General features: G+C 68.6%; 21 protein-coding genes. 4 read left to right on the top strand and 17 right to left on the bottom strand.

Annotated elements, in window-relative coordinates:
• Window positions 1–47: 47 nt before the first annotated feature.
• The 9 genes from NV348_RS07235 to NV348_RS07195 form a co-directional block, all read right to left on the bottom strand.
• Window positions 48–746: a DUF8020 domain-containing protein gene (locus NV348_RS07235; protein WP_447146312.1), complete on the bottom strand. Its 699-nt coding sequence runs from the start codon at window positions 744–746 to the stop codon at window positions 48–50.
• Between the two features lie 118 nt (window positions 747–864).
• Window positions 865–2334, bottom strand: coding sequence for a PepSY-associated TM helix domain-containing protein (locus NV348_RS07230; protein WP_447146311.1), 1470 nt, complete (start codon window positions 2332–2334; stop codon window positions 865–867).
• Between the two features lie 90 nt (window positions 2335–2424).
• Complete coding sequence (locus tag NV348_RS07225) at window positions 2425–2985, bottom strand: hypothetical protein (RefSeq protein WP_447146310.1); 561 nt, start codon at window positions 2983–2985, stop codon at window positions 2425–2427.
• A gap of 55 nt (window positions 2986–3040) precedes the next feature.
• The gene (locus NV348_RS07220) at window positions 3041–4699 is read right to left on the bottom strand and encodes an acyl-CoA synthetase (RefSeq protein ID WP_447146309.1); all 1659 of its coding nucleotides are present in this window, start codon (window positions 4697–4699) and stop codon (window positions 3041–3043) included.
• Window positions 4700–4832: 133 nt separating this feature from the next.
• A complete protein-coding gene (locus tag NV348_RS07215) occupies window positions 4833–6458 on the bottom strand; it encodes an acyl-CoA synthetase (protein WP_447146308.1) in 1626 nt (541 codons plus the stop codon).
• A 101-nt stretch (window positions 6459–6559) separates the two neighbouring features.
• Window positions 6560–7051 (bottom strand): ArsR/SmtB family transcription factor, encoded by a 492-nt coding sequence (locus NV348_RS07210; RefSeq protein ID WP_447146307.1) that lies wholly within the window; start codon window positions 7049–7051, stop codon window positions 6560–6562.
• A 105-nt stretch (window positions 7052–7156) separates the two neighbouring features.
• The gene (locus NV348_RS07205) at window positions 7157–7792 is read right to left on the bottom strand and encodes a hypothetical protein (protein ID WP_447146306.1); all 636 of its coding nucleotides are present in this window, start codon (window positions 7790–7792) and stop codon (window positions 7157–7159) included.
• 102 nt (window positions 7793–7894) lie between these two features.
• On the bottom strand, window positions 7895–8272 hold the full coding sequence (locus NV348_RS07200) for a PIN domain-containing protein (RefSeq protein WP_447146305.1): 378 nt from the start codon (window positions 8270–8272) through the stop codon (window positions 7895–7897).
• Window positions 8269–8559 (bottom strand): type II toxin-antitoxin system prevent-host-death family antitoxin, encoded by a 291-nt coding sequence (locus tag NV348_RS07195; RefSeq protein WP_447146304.1) that lies wholly within the window; start codon window positions 8557–8559, stop codon window positions 8269–8271. The genes NV348_RS07200 and NV348_RS07195 overlap by 4 nt, the downstream gene beginning before the upstream one ends.
• Window positions 8560–8775: 216 nt before the next feature.
• Here NV348_RS07195 and NV348_RS07190 point away from each other — a divergent pair, with 216 nt between their 5' ends.
• Window positions 8776–9654, top strand: coding sequence for a tyrosine-protein phosphatase (locus NV348_RS07190; RefSeq protein WP_447146303.1), 879 nt, complete (start codon window positions 8776–8778; stop codon window positions 9652–9654).
• A gap of 221 nt (window positions 9655–9875) precedes the next feature.
• Complete coding sequence (locus NV348_RS07185; protein ID WP_447146302.1) at window positions 9876–10757, top strand: tyrosine-protein phosphatase; 882 nt, start codon at window positions 9876–9878, stop codon at window positions 10755–10757.
• Window positions 10758–10799: 42 nt separating this feature from the next.
• Here NV348_RS07185 and NV348_RS07180 read toward each other — a convergent pair whose 3' ends face one another.
• Window positions 10800–11786, bottom strand: coding sequence for an AurF N-oxygenase family protein (locus NV348_RS07180; RefSeq protein WP_447146301.1), 987 nt, complete (start codon window positions 11784–11786; stop codon window positions 10800–10802).
• A gap of 225 nt (window positions 11787–12011) precedes the next feature.
• Between NV348_RS07180 and NV348_RS07175 the strand changes: the two genes are divergently transcribed.
• A complete protein-coding gene (locus tag NV348_RS07175) occupies window positions 12012–12971 on the top strand; it encodes a DUF5996 family protein (protein WP_447146300.1) in 960 nt (319 codons plus the stop codon).
• 140 nt (window positions 12972–13111) lie between these two features.
• Here the strand turns inward: NV348_RS07175 and NV348_RS07170 are convergent, their stop codons facing one another.
• From NV348_RS07170 to NV348_RS07160, 3 genes are all read right to left on the bottom strand, one after another.
• Window positions 13112–13594 carry a hypothetical protein gene (locus NV348_RS07170; RefSeq protein ID WP_447146299.1) on the bottom strand — a complete coding sequence of 161 codons (483 nt, stop codon included), beginning with the start codon at window positions 13592–13594 and terminating at the stop codon, window positions 13112–13114.
• Window positions 13595–13726: 132 nt separating this feature from the next.
• Entirely contained in the window at window positions 13727–14941 is a 1215-nt protein-coding gene (locus tag NV348_RS07165) for an acyl-CoA dehydrogenase family protein (protein WP_447146298.1), read from the bottom strand.
• 31 nt (window positions 14942–14972) lie between these two features.
• A complete protein-coding gene (locus NV348_RS07160; RefSeq protein ID WP_447146297.1) occupies window positions 14973–16367 on the bottom strand; it encodes an acyl-CoA dehydrogenase family protein in 1395 nt (464 codons plus the stop codon).
• Between the two features lie 166 nt (window positions 16368–16533).
• On the opposite strand from NV348_RS07160, the gene NV348_RS07155 reads away from it, so the two are divergent.
• Window positions 16534–17916 (top strand): glycosyltransferase family 39 protein, encoded by a 1383-nt coding sequence (locus tag NV348_RS07155; RefSeq protein WP_447146296.1) that lies wholly within the window; start codon window positions 16534–16536, stop codon window positions 17914–17916.
• Window positions 17917–18012: 96 nt separating this feature from the next.
• Here NV348_RS07155 and ftsX read toward each other — a convergent pair whose 3' ends face one another.
• From ftsX to NV348_RS07135, 4 genes are all read right to left on the bottom strand, one after another.
• Window positions 18013–18915 (bottom strand): permease-like cell division protein FtsX, encoded by a 903-nt coding sequence (gene ftsX / locus NV348_RS07150; RefSeq protein WP_447146295.1) that lies wholly within the window; start codon window positions 18913–18915, stop codon window positions 18013–18015.
• Entirely contained in the window at window positions 18915–19604 is a 690-nt protein-coding gene (ftsE, locus tag NV348_RS07145; RefSeq protein ID WP_218717630.1) for a cell division ATP-binding protein FtsE, read from the bottom strand. The genes ftsX and ftsE overlap by 1 nt, the downstream gene beginning before the upstream one ends.
• Window positions 19605–19675: 71 nt before the next feature.
• Window positions 19676–19825 (bottom strand): Rv3103c transmembrane domain-containing protein, encoded by a 150-nt coding sequence (locus NV348_RS07140; RefSeq protein WP_447146294.1) that lies wholly within the window; start codon window positions 19823–19825, stop codon window positions 19676–19678.
• Window positions 19812–20669, bottom strand: coding sequence for a mechanosensitive ion channel family protein (locus NV348_RS07135; RefSeq protein WP_447146293.1), 858 nt, complete (start codon window positions 20667–20669; stop codon window positions 19812–19814). Before NV348_RS07135 ends, NV348_RS07140 begins: the two co-directional genes overlap by 14 nt.
• Between the last annotated feature and the right edge of the window lie 7 nt (window positions 20670–20676).

The raw sequence follows: 20676 nt of genomic DNA, 5'->3' as shown, positions 1-20676 counted from the left end.
GCAGCCGGCTGCGGGTCGAGCTCGGCAATGTGGTCAGCAGCGTCGGATCATTTCCCCGGGAACGGCTGGTTGATGGTGGTGAAGTACTGGATCGCCGCGCCGAGGGCGACCGGTGCGGTCACCAAGATCTGTCCCGCCACGGTGCCCAGCGCACCGATGGCGAGGATGCCACCGAGGCAGCCGACCGCGGCGGCGGGCAGGAACGGGCCGAACAGTCCGACGATGGTGGCCGAGGCGACGGTCGCGCCGATGATCCCGCCGAGTACGCAGCCGACGGCGGCACCGCCGAGCCCGCCGACGAGGGTGCCGATCGAAGCGCCGAGGGAGATGGTGCTGGTCATCCGTGACCAGGCGGCCTGTTCGCGGTCGTATTCGGACTTCCACGGTGCCTTGTCCTCGAAGGGCAGGGCGACGGGCTTGTAGACGGCCTTGTCCATGCTCAGCTGGGGCGTGAGGGTGGCGGTGCGGCCGGTGATCTCGGCGGCGATCGGGAACTCGAAATCATCGAGCTGGAACCGCAGGGGAGTGGCGGCGACGGTGGTGCCGTCGGCGGCCTTGACCTCGAACATGCCGTTCTCGACGACCAGCGAACCCGCGTCGGTGGTGATCCGCGAGGTGCTGTCGACCGCTTCGGCGGTGAAGCCGATCGGTGCCTGCGCGGTCGGTGCCGCGTGCACGGTGCTCGCGGCGACGGTGCCCGCGGTCAGCAGGGCGGCAGCGGCGAGGGCGATCTTGGTGGTCTTCATGGAGTGGTTCAATCCTTCATCGAATGGGGTGGCTGCGGGCGTGCGTCATCGTGACGGCCCGGAGCACGGGAAATGGTGTGTGGGCGAAGCGGTTTCGCCTCGTGGCGGGAGCCTGCGGTCAGGCCGTCGGGTGGGCGCGCGCGGCGAGACCGAGCGCGAGGTCCACGATCAGGAAGCCGAGCAGGCTCAGCCCGATCAGCGGGATGAACCAGCCGATCAGGACCGCCGCGGCGACCAGCGGGACGGTGATCCACAGCGAGGTCTTGCGCAGCACGCCCCGGCGCGGGGGCGCACCGACCGCGAACCGGCTCGTCGCCCTGGTGGGGCGGCGCTGCCACCACATCAGGTAGCCGAGCACGATCAGCGCGCACAGGCCGAGCGCCACCGCGAGCAGCAGCAGCTGGTTGGCGATGCCGAACAGCAGGCCCATATGGAAGGCGATGCCCCAGTTGGTGAGCTTGGCCATCAGCGGCCAGTCGGCGAAGGCGAGCTGGTCGGTGACCGTGCCGGTCGCGCCGTCGATCGCGACGGAGTCGATGGTGTAGGTGCCGGGCTTGCGCAGCTCCTTGACGCCGAACGCCTTCTCCGGTGTCGCCGGGATCGCGATCTCGGCGGCCTGGGTGATGCCGTTGGCCTGGGCGATCGCCCACACGGTGTCGAGCTGGGCGATCCGCGCGGCCGGGTCGGCCGGGGCGGGCGCGGTGTGGCCTGCGCTGTGGTGGTCGCCGCCCGTGGACTGGGCCGGCCCGGCGGTGCCGGGCAGCTTCACGTTCACCGCGGGGGTGGTCCAGCTCAGTTCCTCGCGCAGCGCGGTGACATTGTCACCGGCATAGGTCGACCAGGTCATGCCGGTCGCCGCGAGCAACAGCACCACCGGCAGGATCCAGAACCCGATCGCGCCGTGCCAGTTCAGCGTGCGCCGCTTGGGCTCGGACAAATCCGGTGCCAGCAGCCACTGCGCCGAGCGCTTGGATCGGCGCTTGCGCACCCGGTGCACCCACAGCACGAGGCCGAACAGGGCGATCACCCACAGCCACGACGCCGCCAGCTCGCTGTAGAGCCTGCCGGGCTCGCCCAGGTGCAGGCTGCGATGGAACTCGCTGAGCCAGGTCCGCAAGGGCAGCGCGCCTCCGCTGCCGTAGACCACGGCCTCGCCGACCGGCTGCGCGGTGTGCGGGTCGACGAACACCGAGAGTCGCTCGGAATCGCCGAGCGCCGGGTCGTTGAACAGCACCCGGGTGGTCTCGCCGTCGCCCGGCGCGGGCGCGACGGCGACGAGGGTCAGGTCCGGCCGGGCCGCGACCGCCGCGCCGACCTGCGCCGAGAGCGCCTGGTCGGGGCCGGCGGTGTCGACCTGGAGCAGGTCGCGGGAGACGATCCCTTCGATGGTCGGAGCGATCGCGTACAACGCGCCGGTGAGCGCGGCGATCAGGATGAACGGGGCCACGAAGATCCCCGCGTAGAAGTGCAGGCGCATGGCCAGGGGATACAGGCGCAGGCCCCGCCGGTGTCCGGAGCGTGGCCGGTCCGCGGAGACGGGGATCGCCGAGGTCGGTTCCTCGACCGGACGAGTGTCCGTGATGCTCATGGTGATTCATTTCTGGAGTCTGGAAACCCGGTGCGCACGCGCGAACACCGCACGGCGAATCGCTCGCTCGTGCACCGGGTGAAGGAAGGATCAGAAAGGAATCGCGAGCGGCGGACCGCGGGTGCGCAGTGACTGCGCGGCGAAGATCCGCAGGATGACGCGGTCACGGTGGACCAGGCGCAGCGGCGCCGGGTCGGGAATGCGGGGGGCGCGATAACGCAGCGGCAGGATCCGCGCCAGAACGGCGCTGCCGATCCGGTAGGCGGCCTCGGCGCCGAGGATGATCGCGGCGGCGAGGACGGCGGCGACGGCGTGCGCGGTGAGCATGCCGAGTCCGAGCGAATCGTCACCGTAATGGGCATGCCCGGACCAGCTCATGGTCGTGTGGCCGAGCAGCTGACCGCCCAGCAACACGGCGGCCAGCCCGATCGCACCGTCACGCAGCGGGCCGATGCCGGCGACCACCGCGCCGACCACGGCCGAGACCGCGGCCAGCAGCACGACCGTGGTGCTGCCCGGCAGTGCGCCGCCGGAGGCGAGCCCGTGAGCAGCCAGGGAGAGCGCTCCCGACATCGAGCCCGCGCAGGCGCCGCGCAGCCGCGCGCCGACGGCACGCGACGGCGCGGAGGACCGCGCGAACTCGATGATCACGCGCTGATGATAGTCGACCGGTATGGGCCGCCCGACCGTGATCGAACGGCCGGCCTCACGCCTGCTCGGCGTCCATCTCGATCAGCGGCTTGCGCAGCAGCTTGCCGGTGGCGTTGCGAGGCAGTTCGTCGACGAAGATCACCTCGCGCGGGACCTTGTAGCGGGCCAGGTTGTCGCGGACGTAGTCCTTGATCTCCTGCGCGTCGCGCGCCGACTCCGGACCGGGGACGACGATCGCCCGCAGCCGCTTGCCGTAGTCGCGATCGTCGACGCCGACCACGGCCGCCTCGAACACGTCCGCCCGGCCCGCGATGAGGTTCTCCACCTCGAGCGGGAAGACGTTCTCGCCGCCGGAGACGATCATGTCGTCGTCGCGCCCGTCGATGTAGAGCAGCCCGTCGTCGTCGAAATGGCCGACGTCACCGCTGGACATCATCCCGTCGACGATCTCCTTGGTGCGGCCGTCGGTGTAGCCGGTGAACGCGAAACCGTTGTCCACGAAGATGGTTCCGGTGACATTCGGCGCGGTGATCGGCTTGCGGTTCTCGTCGAGCAGCACGATCCGGATGCCGACCGGTGCCTTGCCCGCGGTGGTCGGCGCCTTGCGCAGGTCCTCCGGGGTCGCCACGGTCATCACGGCGCACTCGGTGGAGCCGTACAGGTTGTAGAGACTGTCGTTGAAGTAGTCCAGGGTGCGGGTCACCACGTCGGGCGCGATGGCCGAGCCGGCCGCGAAGATGACCTTGATCGTCTTCGGGTCGTAGTTCGCCAGGATCTGCTCGTCCAGATCGAGGATGCGCTGCAGCATGGTCGGCACCACGATCAGCGAATCCGCCTGGTACTTCACGATATTGGCCAGGGTCTTCTCCGGATCGAACCGGCGCTGCTGGAAGATCACCCGATTGCCCAGTGCCAGGCCCAGAGTGAACTGCGACAGGCCGGTGCCGTGGAAGATCGGCGCCGCCATGATCATGGTGCCGTTGTTCGGCAGCGGCACCCGGTCGATGAACTGCGCGGAGGCGAACGGGCTCACCTTGTCGCGCGGGGCGCCCTTCGGCGTTCCGGTGGTGCCGCTGGTCAGGATGACCATGCCGCCCGGCTTGGTGGGCGGGGTCAGCGGCGTCACCGAACGACCGGCCGAGACCGACTCGATGGTCGGGATGGCCGGATCGACGCCGTGCGCCTCGTCGACCCAGGTGAGCACGCGCGGGATATCGGCCGGGATGGCGCTCATCAGGTCGACGAACTCGCTGTCGTGCAGCACCGCCTTGACCTTCTCGCGCGCGGCCACGTCGGCGAACTGCGGCTTGGCGAAGCCGGTGTTCATCAGCACCGCGCGCACGCCGAGCTTGCCCGCGGCGAGCAGGCTCAGCACCATGCCACGATGGTCGCGGGCCAGCACGGCGATCACGTCGCCCTCGGTGATCCCGCTCGCCCGCAGGCCGCGGGCCAGCGCGTTGGACTGCTCGTCGAGCATCCCGAAGGTGAGTTCACCGCGCTCGTCAACGATGGCGCCCGCGTCCGGCCGCGTCTGCGCGGCGTGCATGACCACACCGGCGAACGGGCCGAACTTGGAGACATTGAAGAACGAACGGGCGGCGTGATCCAGGCGCAGCGGATTGAACAGCTTGCGATCCATCATCACTTTGACGCCGAGCGCGAAATCACCGGCGCGCCGGGCGGTACCACCGAGCGCGGGCAGAGACAGAGACATCGAACAGCCTTCCGGCAGACCGATCCCACGACGAACCCCCGTGGGGCCGGACCGCGTCATCGAGATCCAGTGCTGGTGCTAACAATAGCAAGCATCTGGGGCCGATTGTGCTCTGTCTCTCAGTCCTCCGACCTCACTGTGACACCTCATAATCGATGAGGACACGCCGCAGGATCTTGCCGGTCGCGTTACGGGGGAGTTCGTCGACGAAGACCACTTCACGCGGCACCTTGTACCGGGCCAGATTCTCCTTGACGTGCGCCTGGATCTCGGCGGCGCCGGTGCTGTGCCCCTCCTCGAGCACCACGAAGGCGCGCAGGCGCTTGCCGAATTCCACGTCGTCCACGCCCACCACCGCGACGTCGAACACGTCGATGCGCTCCACCAGCAGGTTCTCCACCTCCTGTGGGAAGACGTTCTCGCCGCCGGAGACGATCATGTCGTCGTCGCGGCCGTCGACCATGAGCAGGCCGCTCGCGGTGAAGTGCCCGAGGTCGCCGCTGGACATGAAGCCGTCGATGATCTGCTTGTTGCGGCCGTCGGTGTAGCCCTCGAAGGGCGCGCCGCTGCGCACGAAGATCCGGCCCGGGGTCTCGGGCGTCTCGACCCGCTGGTCGTTCTCGTCGTAGAGGCGGACCTCGCAGGTGATCGGCGACCGGCCGCAGGTGCCCGGCGCCTCGGCGAGCTCGGCCGGGGTGGCGATGGTCGCGATGGCCACCTCGGTCGAGCCGTAGAGGTTGTAGAGCACCGGTCCGAACGCCTCGGTGGCCTTGATGCACAGTTCGGGCGAGAGCGCCGACCCGGCGAACAGAATCACCTTCAGCGAGGACAGGTCGTACTTCGCCCGCACTTCGGCGGGCAGCTCGGTCATCCGGTGCAGCATGGTCGGCACCGCGACCAGCATCTCCACCTTGTGCTCGGCGATCGCGGCCAAGGTGGCCTCGGCGTCGAAGCGGCGGCGCATCACGATCTTGTTCGACAGGATCGTGCCGACCAGCCAGGTGCCCAGACCCGTGCTGTGGAAGATCGGCGAGACGATCATCATCGTGCCGCGCTTGGGGAAGGGCACCCGGTCGACGAACTGCGCGGTCGCCATCGGGGTCACCTTGGTGCGCGGCGCGCCCTTGGGCAGGCCGGTCGTGCCGCTGGTGAGGATGATGAACCCGCCCGGCTTGCTCGGCGGGGGCAGCGGCTCGGTGGAGTTGCCCGCGATGAGATCGTCGAAAGTCCTTGCGCCCTCCGGTAGTTCGGTGCCCTCGTCGACCCAGGTGAGGAAGCGCGGCAGCTCGGGCGGCAGCGCGTCGAGCAGTCCGATGAACTCGCTGTCGTGCAGCACGGCGCGGACGTGCTCGCGCTCGCACACCTCGGCGAACTGCGGCTTGGCGAAGCCGGTGTTCATCAGCGCGATCCGGGCGCCCAGCTTGCCCGCGGCGATCATCGACATGATCAGCCCGCGGTGGTCGCGCGCCAGCACCGCGATCACCATGCCCTGGCTGATGCCCGCGTCGTGCAGGCCGCGGGCGACGGCGGTCGACTGTTCGTCGAGCTCGCGGTAGGTGAGCTCGCCCCGTTCGTCGGCCAGCGCGACCTGCTCGGGCGCGACGCGGGCGGAGTGCCGGACCAAGGTGGCCTGGGGGCCGTAGATCTTGGATTCCTTCATCGTCCGCAGGGTCTCCAGCGGCTTGGTCGGGTCCGACACGCCGCGCGAACGCAGCACCCCGAGCGCCTTCACGCTTTCGAGCAGATGGGTCACGTTCACTCGACTACCTCCACAGCAGCATCGATCCCTGGATGCTTACGGTAGCAGTCGATGTGCCCTGCGTCACAGCGTTCTAAACGGACAATTGGGACAATTCCCAATCAGCGTTGCGCGCTGGCCAACGCCGCGAGCAACGGGACGAGCCTGCCCTCCGGCACTTCGAACCGGCCGAGCCCGGCGGTTTGCAGCCAGCCGACCGCGGCCAGCTGGCGCAGGTGCTGGTAGATCTCGGCCGAGGTGCCCAGTTCCTCGATGGCGGCCAGATCGGCGGCGGTGCGGCGACCGTAGACGATCTCGCGCAGCAGCCGCAGTCGTACCGGATTCGCCAGGACCGCAAGGCAATTGGCGGCCTCGATGGTCCACACGTCACCCACGATGGCATCGGTGGCGAACTGCGCCTGCCAGTCCAGCCGCTCGCCGGTCGGCAGTTGCAGCGCCCCCGCCAGCAGCACGCCGCCGTTGCGCACGCCCGCGGCGTCGAACTCCTGTCGCAGGCGCGCGACCGCCCATGGCAGTTGCGCGTCACCGCTTCCGGACTGCTCCAGGGCGGCTACCCGCCGTTCCAGTTCTTCGAGTCGGTCGACCAGATCCACGCGGCAAACCTACGCCACACCGGACCTGTCGCGCGGCAATGCTGCCCGCCGAACGCGGACGCACCCCGGAATCATGGCGATTCCGGGGTGCGCGACGCGGGTGGACTACCGGGTGACGGCGCCGAAGGACGGCTGCTGGATGGTGCCGAGCTGGTAGGCGTACCCGTCCGGGTGCGCCTCGTCGACCGGCACCGACCAGCGGTGCCACAGGTTGCCGTACACCGCGGCCACGACCAGGCCGCCGCCGATGTTCAGCGGGGCGGTGCGGATTGTGGTGTCGACCGGCACGTCCTGGTGCTCGGTCAGCACGGCGGTGCCGCTCTGGCCGTTGGTCAGGTTCAGCCACATGACCTCGAGCTTGGCGCCGCCCTGGTTGGGGGAGATGGTGCCTGGACCGCCGAAGAAGCCCATCCGGAAGCCGTCGATGTCGAGCGCGATGCCCGAGCCGTACACGCCCGCGCCCCCGCCGTTCTGGCCGATATCGGAGGTCGCGGGGATCTGGAATGGCTGCGCGGGCAGCGCGACGTCGACCGTGCCCTGGTCGACCAGCTTGTCGAGGGCGGCGAGCGCGCCCGGGTTGCCCGCCACCGTGGTGCGCAACTGCGCGACGGCCGCGGCCACGTCGACCGTGGTCTGTGGCGCGGGGTCGGCGGCCGCGGGGGCTGCGAAGACGACGGCGACGGCGGCCGAGGTGGCGGCGACCGCGGTGGTGAAGCGACGCATGAAACTCAGTTGATGCATAACCAGCTCTCCTCGAGTGTTCCTGGTACTGCTTTCCCTGGTGAATCGTTCGCTCGTGCACCGTAACCGACCCGCACTGTGGCCGCTGTCACTGGCCCGGCCTCACGGCATCGGGGCGACCTGCACCTTGTAGCCGCGATACAGCTCCGGTTTGGTGGTCAGCACCGGCATGTCGAGGTTCTGCGCGATGAAGACGACGGGCGCGACGAGCGGCCATTCGGTGTGGTCGTCGGCCATCGGGACGGTGGTGCCGGTGCGGATCGCGGTGGCCGCGTCCAGTTCGGCCCAGCGCACGGCGACACGATTGTCGAGCAGGCGGCCGAGTTCGTCGATGTTGTCCACGGCTCGCATCGCGGCCATCAGGCTCACCGTCGGCACCACCATGATCCGGCGCTGCTGGGTGAACTGCCGCATGATCACCTGTCCGAACAGTGGGGACAGCGCGAGCGAGGTCAGGGCGGTGTGGTCGGCGACGCTCACTGGCGGCCCGCGCCGGTGCCGTCCAGTGCGCTCATGAGTTTGTCGAGTTTCGCTTCCGCGTCGGCGATGTCGGCGGGGGAGTGCTGCCGGATGCGATCGTCGAGACCGCCCAGGATCTGCTCGCGCAGGTCGTCGTTGAAGTAGGCGGGGGGCAGAGCCCCGTGGCGCAACACCTCGGCTGGAACCACCGCGACCAATTCTTTCCCCTCCCGCGTCACGATCACCGGTCGTCCGCTGGCGGACACCCCGTCGAGGACATTACCGAGTTGCCCCCGCAGTTCGGTCAAAGGCACAGTTTCGTAATCGGCCATAGTCAACTGTACATCGCTGTGTACAGTCCCGTCGCCCGATCAGTGGGAGGAACTTCTCCGGAGTTCCTCCGCAGGTCAGCGTATAAAAGCTGGCTTCGATGCTACCCGCCGATTCGAGTGCTGAATCGGCATTCGGGGTGCTTCAGTGTGCGCGTATCAAACAAGCACTCGCTTGGTATCGAAGGAGTATCAATGTCGCTGTCCCCTCGCCGTCTCGCCGCGGTCCTCGCCCTGTGCGGTGGTTTGGTGATCAGTCCGCCGGCCGGTTTCGCCACGGCCGCGCCCAGCCCCGTACTCACCAGTCCCGCCCAGGTCGCCGACGCGCCGCGCCTGGCAAGCGCCGACAATTTCCGCGATATCGCCGGTACCGGTGCCGGCTATGCCGCGCAGGGGAGTCATCGCCTGCACAAGGGCGCGATCTACCGGTCGAACGCCCTGACGTTCAGCGACGCCGACCTGGCCACCGTCGAAGGTCTGGGCTTGGCGGAGGTGATCGATATGCGCAACGACGACGAGATCGCCTCCGCGCCGGATCGCGTCCCGGCCGGTGCCTCCTACGTCAACATCCAAATCTTGGCGGGCAACCTGGCCGAGCAGGCGGGCAAGCTCCGCAGCCCCGAGGAGGCGAAGGAGCTGCTGCGCTCGTTCAACCGTCAGTTCGTGTCCTCGCCGGAAGCTCGGGAGGGCATGGCGCAGACGCTGACCCGGATCGCCGAGCAGCCGGGACCCGTCGTCTTCCACTGCACCGCGGGCAAGGACCGCACCGGCTGGGCGACCTATCTGCTGCAGAGCCTGGTCGGCGTGGACGCGGACACGATCATGCGCGACTACCTGCTCACCAACGAGTACTCGGCGGCCTCGATCGGGGCCACGGTCGCGCACATCGCCGAGACCAGGGGGCCGGAGGCGGCCGCCGTCATCCGTCCGCTGCTCGGCGTGGACCGCAGCTACCTCGAGGCCGGCATCGCCCAGCTGACCTCGGAGTACGGCACTGTCGACAAGTATCTGCGCGACGGCCTCGGCCTGCGTCCGCAGGTGATCACCGCGCTGCGGGCCAAGCTCATCGAGTAGCGGACGTCGAACTCCCCGCCGGAACGCGACTCCGGCGGGGCGTTGTCGTCCGGCTGTATCCCACCGTGTCCGGTGTGTACAGCGTGTTCCCGCTCAGTGGGCGGGCTGTCTCTGCTGGTGGGGCTGGGAATCGTTCGGTCTCCGACACCGGCGGTGGCGCGTGCTCCACTGACCTTTCTCGAGCAAGCGATCGCCTGCTATCTGTACAGCCAGGAGTGCCCATGTCCGTATCCCCCCGCCGCGCTGCCGCCGCGTTCGCGCTGTGCGCCGGTCTGACGATCAGTCCGATGACAGGAATCGCCGTGGCAGCGCCGGGTCCGGTACTCGCCAGCCCGGTTGCGCCCGCCGCCGACGCGCCGCGGCTGGCCAGTGTCGACAACTTCCGTGATGTCGCGGGCACCGGTGCGGGTTACGGCGCGCAGGGCAGTCATCGCCTGAACAAGGGTGCGATCTACCGGTCCAACGCGCTGACCCTCAACGACGCCGACCTCGCCACGGTGCAGGGTCTCGGCATCGCCGACGTGATCGATATGCGCAACGAATCGGAGATCGCCCAGGCGCCCGATCGGGTGCCCGCCGGCGCGTCCTACGTCAACATCCCGATTCTCGCCGGTGACCTCAATCAGGTCCCCGGTGGCATCAATACCCCCGAGCAGGCCGCCGAACTGCTGCGCACGGCCAATCGGATGTTCGTGACCGATGCCGCGGCCAAGCAGGGTATGGCGCAGACGCTGACCCGGATCGCCGAGCAGCCCGGCCCCGTCGTCATCCACTGCACCGCGGGCAAGGACCGCACCGGCTGGGCGGTGTACCTGTTGCAGAGCCTGGTCGGCGTGGACGCGGACACGATCATGAGCGACTACCTGCTCACCAACGAGTACTCGGCGGCCTCGATCGAAGCCACGATCGCCCACATCACGGCGACCCGCGGACCCGCCGCGGCGGCCATCTACCGGCCGTTCCTCGTCGTCGACCGCAGTTACCTCGAGTCCGGCATCACCCAGCTGACCTCGGATTACGGCACCGTCGACAAGTACCTGCGCGACGGCCTCGGCCTGCGTCCGCAGGTGATCACCGCGCTGCGGGCCAAGCTCATCAAGTGAGCCCGCCGTCGGCCCGCCGGATACCGGCGGGTCGACACCAGCTCAGGCGACCTTGCGGGTCGGCTCGCTGCGGTACCGGGTGACCGGACCGTCGATGCCGAGCAGGCGCCAGGCGAGCTTGGCGACCGGGTTCATCAGGCCGCTGTTGGTGGCCAGCGCGCGGACGTCACCGAAGATGTTGCGCATCGTGACCTGCGATTCCTCGCCGCCCCAGTACGCGTCGCGCATGACCTCGGCGGGGATGTCGAACTTGTCGACGAACTCCTTCGGCGGCGTCATGATCATGTCGAGCATGATCCGCATCGCGATCGGAAACAGCACCGACAGCGCGGTTTTCGTGATCGGATTCATCCCGGGCACATTGCGGCGCAGGTATTCGTGCGCGAACGAGATGTGCCGCGCCTCCTCGGCCACGTGGATCTGCATGACCCGCTGCACCATCGGATGCAGGTCGACCCCGGCGCGCAGCAGCGATTTCTGCAGGTGATCGATCGGCTCCTCGCCGCCCAGGATCATCGTGAAGAACAGTTCGGGGAAGTACTTCACCGCGGGCCAGATGATCATGGTCAGCTTGCGGTCGATGCTGCCCATACCGACCACATCGCGATAGCCGATCCGGTTGATCATCTCCTGGAACATCATCGTGTGGTTGCACTCTTCGGCCGCCTCGTGGGTGACGTAGCGGAACTCCGGATCACCGTTGGGTACCGAGATCAGGTACTGCATCAGCCCGCGGATCAGCAGCTGCTCGAAATCCAGGCCGACCTTGGCGATCCCGGCCTGACGCCACATCCCCATCGCGATCTGCTTGTCGACGGGCTGGGCTTTGTACCAGGGATGGCGGCCCAGCGGGTCCTCGTCGGGCATGATCCAGCGCGGATCGTCGGAATGGACGGCGAACTCCGGTGAGTCCCAGTCGATGTCGACATACGGGTCGAAGTGCCGGTTCACCGAACCGTCGGACAGGTTGCGCAGGATCTCGTGGTACTCGGGATCGGTCGCGGTGTTCTTTGGGGTGGTGGACAGCATCGGCGGTGTCTCCTTCGGGGTGGCCCAGCTCTCACTTTATATGGGACTCGAAGTCTCAGGCAACTGTGCGGGTCCGTGATTCGCTCTTTCCGCGGCCGTTACCTGCGCCGACGTACGATGGGGCATCGCAGAACATGTCGGACGGTTGACCAGTCAGCCAGCTCCCTGGCTGCCAGTGAACGGTGCGCCCGCGCCGGTCGTGCACCGAGAGAGCGAGGACCGACGATGACCCTGACCCCCGCCGCAGCCGTGTGGCCGACCCTGCGGGTCGACTCCTGGAGCGACACCCGCGACACCCTGCACATGTGGACCCAGATCATCGGCAAGCTGAAGATGGCGGGCACGCCGCTGGTGAACCACTGGTGGAACGTCACCTTCGCGGTCTCCGCGCGCGGGCTCGCGACCGGCGCGATTCCCGTCGACGGCCGCCTGCTCGACATCGAATTCGACTTCGTCGACCACGAACTCGTCCTGCGCACCAGCGACGGCCGCCGCGCCATGATCGCGCTGCGCCCGCGCACCGTCGCCGACTTCTATGCCGAACTGGGCCACGTCCTCGGCCGTCTCGACGTCGTCGTCGACATCGAAGCCTCACCCAACGAGGTCGACCCGGCGATCCCGTTCGCCGAGGACACCACCCACCACTCCTACGACGGTGACGCCGTGAACCTCTTCTGGCAGCAGCTGGTCCAGGCCGAGCGGGTCTTCCAGCTCTGGCGTGCCGGCTTCGCCGGGAAAACCAGTCCGGTGCACGTGTTCTGGGGTTCCCTCGACCTGGCTTGCACCCGCTTCTCCGGCCGCACCGCGCCCCGGCATCCCGGCGGCGCGCCCAACTGCGCCGACTGGGTCATGGAAGAGGCCTACTCCCGGGAGTGCGCCAGCGCCGGCTTCTGGCCGGGCGGCACCGAAGGCACCTTCTACGCCTACGCCTACCCCGCCCCCGAGGGCTACGCCACCCGTCCCGCGGGCCCCGACGGCGCCGAATGGGATTCCACGCTGGGCGAATTCGTCCTCCCGTACGACGTCGTCCGCAAGTCCGCCGACCCCGACGCCACCCTCCTGCACTTCCTCGACACCACCTACGCGGCCGCCGCCGACCTCGCCCACTGGGACCGCGCACTCCTCGACGTCGACCCCCACCGCCTCGACCGCCGCCTGCACCTCGACGACACCGCGAGCCGCTGAGGTCAGGCTCCCAGTTCGCGCTCGATGGCGTGGGTGAGGACGGCGCGGGCGAGCAGGGTTTCGACGTCGTCGTTCCACGCGCGGGTCGTCGCGGTGAGCGGGGCGCGCAGGTCGGGGGTCCTCCAGTCGCCGAGGTCGCGCTAGCGACGCGTGCCGGTGCGGACCCGGTAGGCGGCCTCGGCGATCGGTCCCCAGTCGAGTCCGGTCAGTCCGGCGATGATGTCGAAGACAAAATCCTCGTCGATGCCCGGCTCGAGGCGGGCCTCTTCGGGGAGGACACCACCCGTCTCGTCGGCGATCTCGCCCGCGGAGTAGATGACGCGACGCAGCGGTTGTCCGCCGGAATACCAGGTGAAGCCGTAGGTATCGGACACGCTGTGGGCCGCGTAGGCGAGGGCGCGGCGGTCGCCCGCGAGCGCGAGCACGGCGTCGTCGTCGAAGGTCAGCAGCAGGTGGGGATCGAGGATCGAGGTCCATCCGTCGATGACGGCGACCGCGTAGTCGACCGGGCGCGAGAACGCCTGGCCCAGATCGACATTCTCGCCGCTGTCCTCGGTGTGCCCCGGCAATCGCGCGAGGTCGACGGTTCCCTCGACGAGCAGTCCGTTCACTGTCCAACCCATGCCACCCTCGCTTCCGCCTGCCCCACGGCACGCGACGGTGTCACCCTAGCGAGCCGTACCGACATCACCGGGAAACGAGAAAACCGGTGCGAGTTGTCGCGACTCGCACCGGTTCTTCCGTTGTCTACCAGCTCACTTGAGTTCGGCGCTGGTCTTTCCGAGGACGCGGCGAGCCACGATCAGCTGCTGGATCTGCTGGGTGCCTTCGAAGATGTCGAGGATCTTCGAGTCGCGGCCCCATTTCTCCAGGAGCAGACGCTGGGAGTAGCCCAGGGTGCCGGCCAGTTCGACGGCCTTGAGGGTGACGTCGGTGCCGGTGCGGCCCGCCTTGGCCTTGGACATGGAAGCCTCGAGCGAGTTCGGCTTCTTGTTGTCGGCCATCCACGCCGCGCGCAGCGAGAGCAGGTAGGCCGATTCGTAATCGGCCTCCAGGCGCAGGAATTCGGCGGCGGCGGCGTGCTGGTTGATCGCGGGGGTGTCGTAGGAGATCTCGACACCGGCCTCGGTGAGGATGGTGCGCAGTTCCTCCAGCGCGGCGCGGGCGACACCGACGGCCATCGCGGCCACCAGCGGGCGGGTGTTGTCGAAGGTCTGCATGACCCCGGCAAAGCCCTTCTCCACGTTGACTTCCGGCGAGCCGAGGATGTTGTCGGCCGGGATGCGGCAGTCCTGCAGCAGCAGCACCGCGGTGTCGGAGGCCTTGATGCCGAGCTTGTGCTCGAGCCGCGCCACCGACAGACCCGGAGCGTCGCGCGGGACGACGAACGACTTGATCGCCGCGCGACCCAGGCTCTTGTCGACCGAGGCCCACACCACGATGTGGGTGGCGCGCTGACCACAGGTGACGAAGATCTTCTCGCCGTTGAGCACCCACTCGTCACCGTCGAGCACGGCGGTGGTGGTGACGGCGGCGGAGTCGGAACCGAAGGACGGCTCGGTGATGGCCATCGCGGCCCACACCTTGCCGAAGCGCTCCAGCTGCTCGTCGGTGGCGACCGCGGCGATCGCGGCGTTGCCCAGGCCCTGGTAGGGGATGGTCAGCATCAGACCGACGTCGCCCCACGAGGTCTCCAGCGCGTTGAGCAGCGCGGACATGTTGCCGCCGTTGGCATTGGCGACCAGGTCGGCGTCCGCCTCGTCACCGCGACCACCCGCGGCGCCGCCGATCTTCTGGGTGCCGGAGTCCGACAGGCCCTCGATCATGGCGGCCATGGTGTCGAGCTCGACCGGGTAATCGTGCTCGGCGAGGTCGTACTTGCGGGAGATGGGACGGAAGATCTGGGAGGCGACCTGGTGGGCCTGGTTGGCGCTCGCCTTCAGCTTCTTGGGGAGTTCGAGATTGATCATGGAATTCTCCTGGGTATCGAAGACGGACCGACTAGACCAGCACCACGCCCTCGGCAACGCCGACGGCTCGCAGGTCGCGGTACCACCGCTCGACCGGGTGTTCCTTGGTGAAGCCGTGACCGCCGAGCAGCTGCACGCCGTCCAGGCCGATCTGCATGCCCTTGTCGGTGGCCAGCTTGCGCGCCAGCGCCGCCTCGCGGGCGAACGACAGACCCTGCTCCGCGCGGGACGCACCCCGCAGGGTCACGAGCCGGAGACCGTCGAGCTCGATCGCCATGTTGGCGACCATGAACGCGACCGCCTGACGGTGCGAGATCGGCTCGCCGAACGCTTCCCGCTCGTTCACGTAGGGGATCACGTAGTCCAGCACGGCCTGACCGGTGCCGATCGCCAGCGACGACCAGCCGAGGCGAGCCAGCTGCACCGCGTCGGCGTACTCCTCGGCGCGCGTCTTGGCATCGCCGTCACCGAGCACGGCGTCGGCGCCCACGGCCACGTTGTCCAGCACCAGGCGACCCAGGCCCGCGGCGCGCAGACCCATGCTCGGATCGGCCTCGACGGACAGGCCCGCGGTGTCGGACTCGACGATGAACAGCGCGGGGCGCCCGTCGAGTTCGGCGGCCACGATGAACAGCTCGGCATCGGCGGCGGCCGGGACCAGGCTCTTCACGCCGGTGAGGCGGAAGCCGCTGGGGGAGCGGGTGGCCTTGGTCTGCAGGGCGAACGGGTCGAACAGCGCGCGCGGCTCGTTGATCACCACGGACGCCTGCGGCACGTTCTCGCCGGTGAAGGCGGGCAGGTAGGTCTGCTGCTGCGCGTCGGTGCCCCACTGGGACAGCGCGACGGCCACGCCGCTGGGTGCCAGGATCGGCAGCGCCAGGCCCATGTCGCCGTGCGCGAGGGCCTCGGCCACCAGGGCGTTGGTGACGGCGCCACGCTCGCTGGCCGCGCCTTCCAGTTCCTCGGGCACGTTGATCAAGGTGATGCCGAGTTCGGCGGCGCGCTCGAGCAGATCGCGCGGCGCCTCGGCCGCGTTGTCGGCGTCGTAGGCGGCCGGGCGCAGGATCTCGCCGGCGAAGTCCTTCACCGTCTCGACGATCATCTGCTGCTCGTCGGAGGGGGTGAGGTCGAAGTAGTCCTTCGTCTTGGCCTCGTTGTCGGGCAGCCGCTTGGGCTGGCCGCCGCCGGTGACCTTGGCGAAGGTACGGGTCGCCGCGCCCAGGGTGCGGAACCCGGTCTTGGTGCCCTCGTAGGTGACGCGTTCGATGGGCTTGCGCAGGTTGTACTTCTCGGCGAGCTCCGACCCGGTAATGGTCGTCAAAGCGCGCATGGCGGCGCCCATCCAGTCCCGCTTGGGCTGGCTGAGGCCGACCGCGGACGTGTCGTTCGGACGTCGCTTCGTCGCGCTGTCTCGAGTGCTCATCATCACCTGATTTCCTCGGCTGTCGGGGCGCTGTGGACCCCAGCTATCTTACTCCTCGGTAAGACTATCTTACTCTGGAGTAAGAAGCTCGTCGATGTCCGCGAAATCGGGGATTTCATGTCAGTCTGGACGAGTGACCGTGATCGCGTCGGTTTTCACCCTGGTTCTGTTGATCACCACGACGCGCTACGGCTACCACCGTGACGAGATGTACTTCCTGGCGGCGGGCCGCCGGCTGGACTGGGGATATCCCGACCAGCCCCCGCTGACCCCCGCGCTGGCCCGGCTCATGGCCGCGATCGACCCCGATGCGCTGTGGGTATTACGGCTGCCCACGATCGCCGCCGCGACCTTCGTCGTGGTGTGCGCCGGGCTGATGGCGAAAGAGCTGGGCGGTGGGCGTGGCGCGCGGGCGCTGGCCGCCGCCGCAGTGGCGAGCGCGGCCATGGTGCAGGCGGCGGGGCACCTGTTCGGGACCACGGTGTTCGACCTGGCGGCCTGGTCGCTGATCTGCCTGCTGGTGCTGAAGCTGATAGGCGGCGCCGATCCGCGGTGGTGGCTCGCGGTCGGCGCGGTGGTCGGGCTCGGCGTGCAGAACAAGGTGCTGATCGTCGTGCCCGTCGGTGCGCTCGTCGTCGCATCGCTGCTGACCGAACCGCGAAAAGTGTTCGCCACCAGATATTTCGCGGCCGCGATCGGGATCTCGGCAGTGCTCGCGGCGCCGTATCTGTGGTGGCAGGCCGGCAACGGCTGGCCGCAGTGGACGTTGAGCCGGGCGATCGCGGGCGGGTCGTCGGGGACCTCGGATTCGCCGATCATGTTCGCGCTCCTGCAATTCGGGCTGTTCGGTCCGCTGCTGGTGCCGCTGTGGGGATACGGCCTGTGGCGGTTGTGGCACTCGCGGTATCGGGCGTTCCCGCTCGCCTATGGTCTGTTGTTCGTGCTGTTCCTGGTGGCGGGCGGCAAGGCGTACTACCTCGGCGGGATGTATCCGGTGTTGCTCGCCGCCGGTGCGGTCGGGCTCGCCTCGGCGCTCGGTGACCGGCGAAAGCGCTGGGCGGCAGTGGGTTCGGTGGTCGTGGTGAACGCCGCGATGTCGGCCGCGCTGTTCCTGCCGGTGCTGCCGGTGTCGCAGCTGCCCGGCTCGCCGGTGCTCGCGGTGAACTACGACGCGGGGGAGACGATCGGCTGGCCCCGCTACGTCGCGCAGATCGCGGCCGCCCGGCCACCGGGCGCCGCCGTGCTCACCGCGAACTATGGCGAAGCGGGCGCCATCGAGCGCTACGGCCCCGAATACGGTCTGCCCGCACCGTATTCGGGCCACAACGCCTACTGGTGGTGGGGTCCGCCGCCGGACACCGCGACCACGGTGCTCACCGTCGGCATCGACCGCGACCAGCTGACCGGTCTGTGCGGGGTCGTCGAACCGGCGGGCGTCCTCGACAACGGACTCGGCATCGACAACGACGAGCAGGGCGAACCACTCTTCGTCTGCCGGGAGCCGGTCCGGCCGTGGTCGCAGCTGTGGCCACAGCTACGAGCCCTCGGCTGACCTACGGGGGTCCAGCCCGTCACGCGGAGCGCAGACGCCGATGGGCGGGGACCCGTCAGCAGGTCCCCGCCCATCGCGGTGCGCATGGTGCCGGGACTACTCCCTGACGTAGAACCGCAGGGTGAGATACGCGGTGACCGCGGCGAACACGATGCCGATCGGCGCGATGGTCAGCGCGACCACCGCGATGTCGTCGCCGGTGATGCGCGGGAAGACATTGCTGTCGAACAGCGGGCCCAGCGCCCGGTCGATGACCAACGGCCGGGCGATGACCAGCCCGAGGATCGCCAGCACCGAGCCGACGAACGCCGCCGCGACCGCTTCCAGCAGGAACGGCAGCTGGGTGTACCAGCGGGTCGCGCCGACCAGGCGCATGATGCCGACTTCCGTACGCCGCGTGAACGCGGCGATCTGCACCATGTTCAGCACCAGCAGCATCGCCGCCAGCGCCATCACCAGCGCCAGCCCGAACGCGGCATTGCGCAACCCGTCGAACAGGCTGACCAGCCGGTCGACGAACTCCTTGTCGTTGGCGACGATCCGCACGCCCGGTCTGGTCGCGAAGCTGTCGTAGATGTGCTGGTACTGATCGGCGTCGGTCATCTTCACCCGCAGCGAGGCGGGCAGCGGCGAGTCGGCGATGTACTGCACCATCTCGGGCTGATCGGCGAACAGCTTCTTGGCCTCCTCGAGCGCGTCGGCGCGATTGAGGAACTGCACGCTCTCCACGCCCGAGGTGCCCTTCAGATCCGCCAGCAGCGACTTGCACGGATCGGCGGCGCAGTCGGGATCGGTGTCGGAGACGGCGTCGTCGAGGTAGAACCGCACCTCGAGCCTGCCGATGAAGAAGTTCTCGGTCTTGTCCGCCATCCGCACCGACAGCATGCCGCCGCCGAGCATCATCAGCGAGACCGCGGTGGTCAGGATCATCGCGATGGTCATCGTCAGGTTGCGGCGCAGACCGTCGGCGACCTCGGTGAACAGGAAACTCAGTCGCATTATCGCCCCACCCCGTAGACACCGGTCGCTTCGTCACGCACGAGTCTGCCGTGGTCGAGCTCCACCACCCGCCTGCGCATCGCGTCGACGATGTGGTTGTCGTGGGTGGCCATCAGCACGGTCGTGCCGGTGCGGTTGATTCGTTCCAGCAGCGCCATGATGTCGGCGCTGGTGTCGGGGTCGAGGTTGCCGGTCGGCTCGTCGGCGAGCAGGACCAGCGGCCGGTTGACGAACGCGCGCGCGATCGCCACGCGCTGCTGCTCACCACCGGACAGCTCCGAGGGCAAGCGGTTGCCCTTGCCGCCGAGCCCGACCATGTCGAGCACCTCGGGCACGGTGCGTTCGATGAACTGGCGCCGCTTGCCGATCACCTCGAGCGCGAAGGCCACGTTCTGCTCCACGGTCTTCTGCTGGAGCAGCCGGAAATCCTGGAAGACGCATCCGATCCGCTGCCGCAACTTCGGCACCTTCCGGCCCGGCAATCGGTCGACCCGGAAATCGGCCACCCGTATCTCGCCCGCGGTCGGCGACTCCTCCTTGAGCAGCAGCCGCATGAAGGTCGACTTCCCCGAACCGGACGGGCCGATGATGAAGACGAATTCGCCCTTGTCCACCTCGACGGAGACGTTGTCCAGCGCCGGCCGCGTCGAGGTCTTGTACGACTTGGTGACGTTGCGCATGGTGATCACGGGGAGCCAGTGTAGCCAGCGACCCCGCGCCCGACCCGGCCCCGACGACGTCGGCGAGGCGGCGAGCAACCTTATGGCGTCTGATCCACCCAGGTGGGGACGGCGTTGAGCAGCGAGACCGGGCCGGTGTTGGTGGTGTCGGCGGGCTTGACGAACAGATAGAGGACGAAGGTGGACACCCAGGTGGCCATCAGGATCGCCGTCGACTTACGTGGTTTCACTGATTCCTTCCTTACGCAGGGCGGCCGCGACGCGCACGCGCAGCTCGCGCCCCACTTCGAATTGTTTGCCCGGCAATGTGCGGGCAACCATCCGGATGTTCATCTCGTCGAGCGAGAGATCTTCCACACCCATCACGGACGGTTCGTCGAGCAGCAGTGGCTCGAGGCGGCGGTCCTGGTAGGCCTTGGTGCACACCTCGTGCAGGATTTCGTTGATCCTGGTGATGTCGGCCTGCGCCGACACCGGCACGTCGATCGCGGCACGTGCCCAGTCCTTGGACAGGTTGGTCACCTTCACGATCTGCCCGTTCGGGACGGTGATGACCTCGCCGTCGGAGTTGCGCAGCGTGGTGATGCGCAACGTCACGTCCTCCACGGTGCCCTCGGCCGGGTCGGCCGATCCGGTGACCGCGATCCGCACCACGTCACCGAAGCCGTACTGGCGCTCGGTGATCAGGAAGAACCCGGCCAGGATGTCCTGGACGATCCGCTGAGCGCCGAAACCGAGCGCCGCGCCGAGCACGGCCGCCGGCGCGACCAGACCGGTCACCGCGAAGCCCAGCCTGCGCAGCACCTCCATGCCGACCAGCACGTAGACGATGGTCAGCACCACCCAGGTGATGACCTGGGCCAGGGCGTGCCGGTGCTTGGCGGCCTCGGTGCGGACCAGCGCGTCGCTCGAGTGGAAGCCCGCGTCGATCTTGGTGGTCACCCGGTCGCGCACGAAGGCGGCGAACCGGCCGAACAGCATCGCGCCGACCACCAGCAGGACGATCTCGAGCCCGCTGGACCGCAGCCACGCGGTGATCTCCGGCGCCGTGTTGATCGCCAGGACGCCGCTCATCGCCTCG

The sequence above is a fragment of the Nocardia fodinahabitans genome (assembly GCF_052983615.1).
Note: the sequence above shows the minus strand (reverse complement) of the source record. Positions and strands in the feature narration are given on the sequence as shown.

What these genes read in the sequence shown, in the direction of transcription:
- NV348_RS07220 (WP_447146309.1), bottom strand. Translation starts at nt 4,699, where the DNA reads ATGTCTCTGTCTCTGCCCGCGCTCGGTGGTACCGCCCGGCGCGCCGGT.
- NV348_RS07205 (WP_447146306.1), bottom strand. Translation starts at nt 7,792, where the DNA reads ATGCATCAACTGAGTTTCATGCGTCGCTTCACCACCGCGGTCGCCGCC.
- NV348_RS07230 (WP_447146311.1), bottom strand. Translation starts at nt 2,334, where the DNA reads ATGAGCATCACGGACACTCGTCCGGTCGAGGAACCGACCTCGGCGATC.
- NV348_RS07160 (WP_447146297.1), bottom strand. Translation starts at nt 16,367, where the DNA reads ATGATGAGCACTCGAGACAGCGCGACGAAGCGACGTCCGAACGACACG.
- NV348_RS07190 (WP_447146303.1), top strand. Translation starts at nt 8,776, where the DNA reads ATGTCGCTGTCCCCTCGCCGTCTCGCCGCGGTCCTCGCCCTGTGCGGT.
- NV348_RS07175 (WP_447146300.1), top strand. Translation starts at nt 12,012, where the DNA reads ATGACCCTGACCCCCGCCGCAGCCGTGTGGCCGACCCTGCGGGTCGAC.
- ftsX (WP_447146295.1), bottom strand. Translation starts at nt 18,915, where the DNA reads ATGCGACTGAGTTTCCTGTTCACCGAGGTCGCCGACGGTCTGCGCCGC.
- NV348_RS07185 (WP_447146302.1), top strand. Translation starts at nt 9,876, where the DNA reads ATGTCCGTATCCCCCCGCCGCGCTGCCGCCGCGTTCGCGCTGTGCGCC.
- NV348_RS07235 (WP_447146312.1), bottom strand. Translation starts at nt 746, where the DNA reads ATGAAGACCACCAAGATCGCCCTCGCCGCTGCCGCCCTGCTGACCGCG.
- NV348_RS07180 (WP_447146301.1), bottom strand. Translation starts at nt 11,786, where the DNA reads ATGCTGTCCACCACCCCAAAGAACACCGCGACCGATCCCGAGTACCAC.
- NV348_RS07165 (WP_447146298.1), bottom strand. Translation starts at nt 14,941, where the DNA reads ATGATCAATCTCGAACTCCCCAAGAAGCTGAAGGCGAGCGCCAACCAG.
- NV348_RS07135 (WP_447146293.1), bottom strand. Translation starts at nt 20,669, where the DNA reads ATGAGCGGCGTCCTGGCGATCAACACGGCGCCGGAGATCACCGCGTGG.
- NV348_RS07170 (WP_447146299.1), bottom strand. Translation starts at nt 13,594, where the DNA reads ATGGGTTGGACAGTGAACGGACTGCTCGTCGAGGGAACCGTCGACCTC.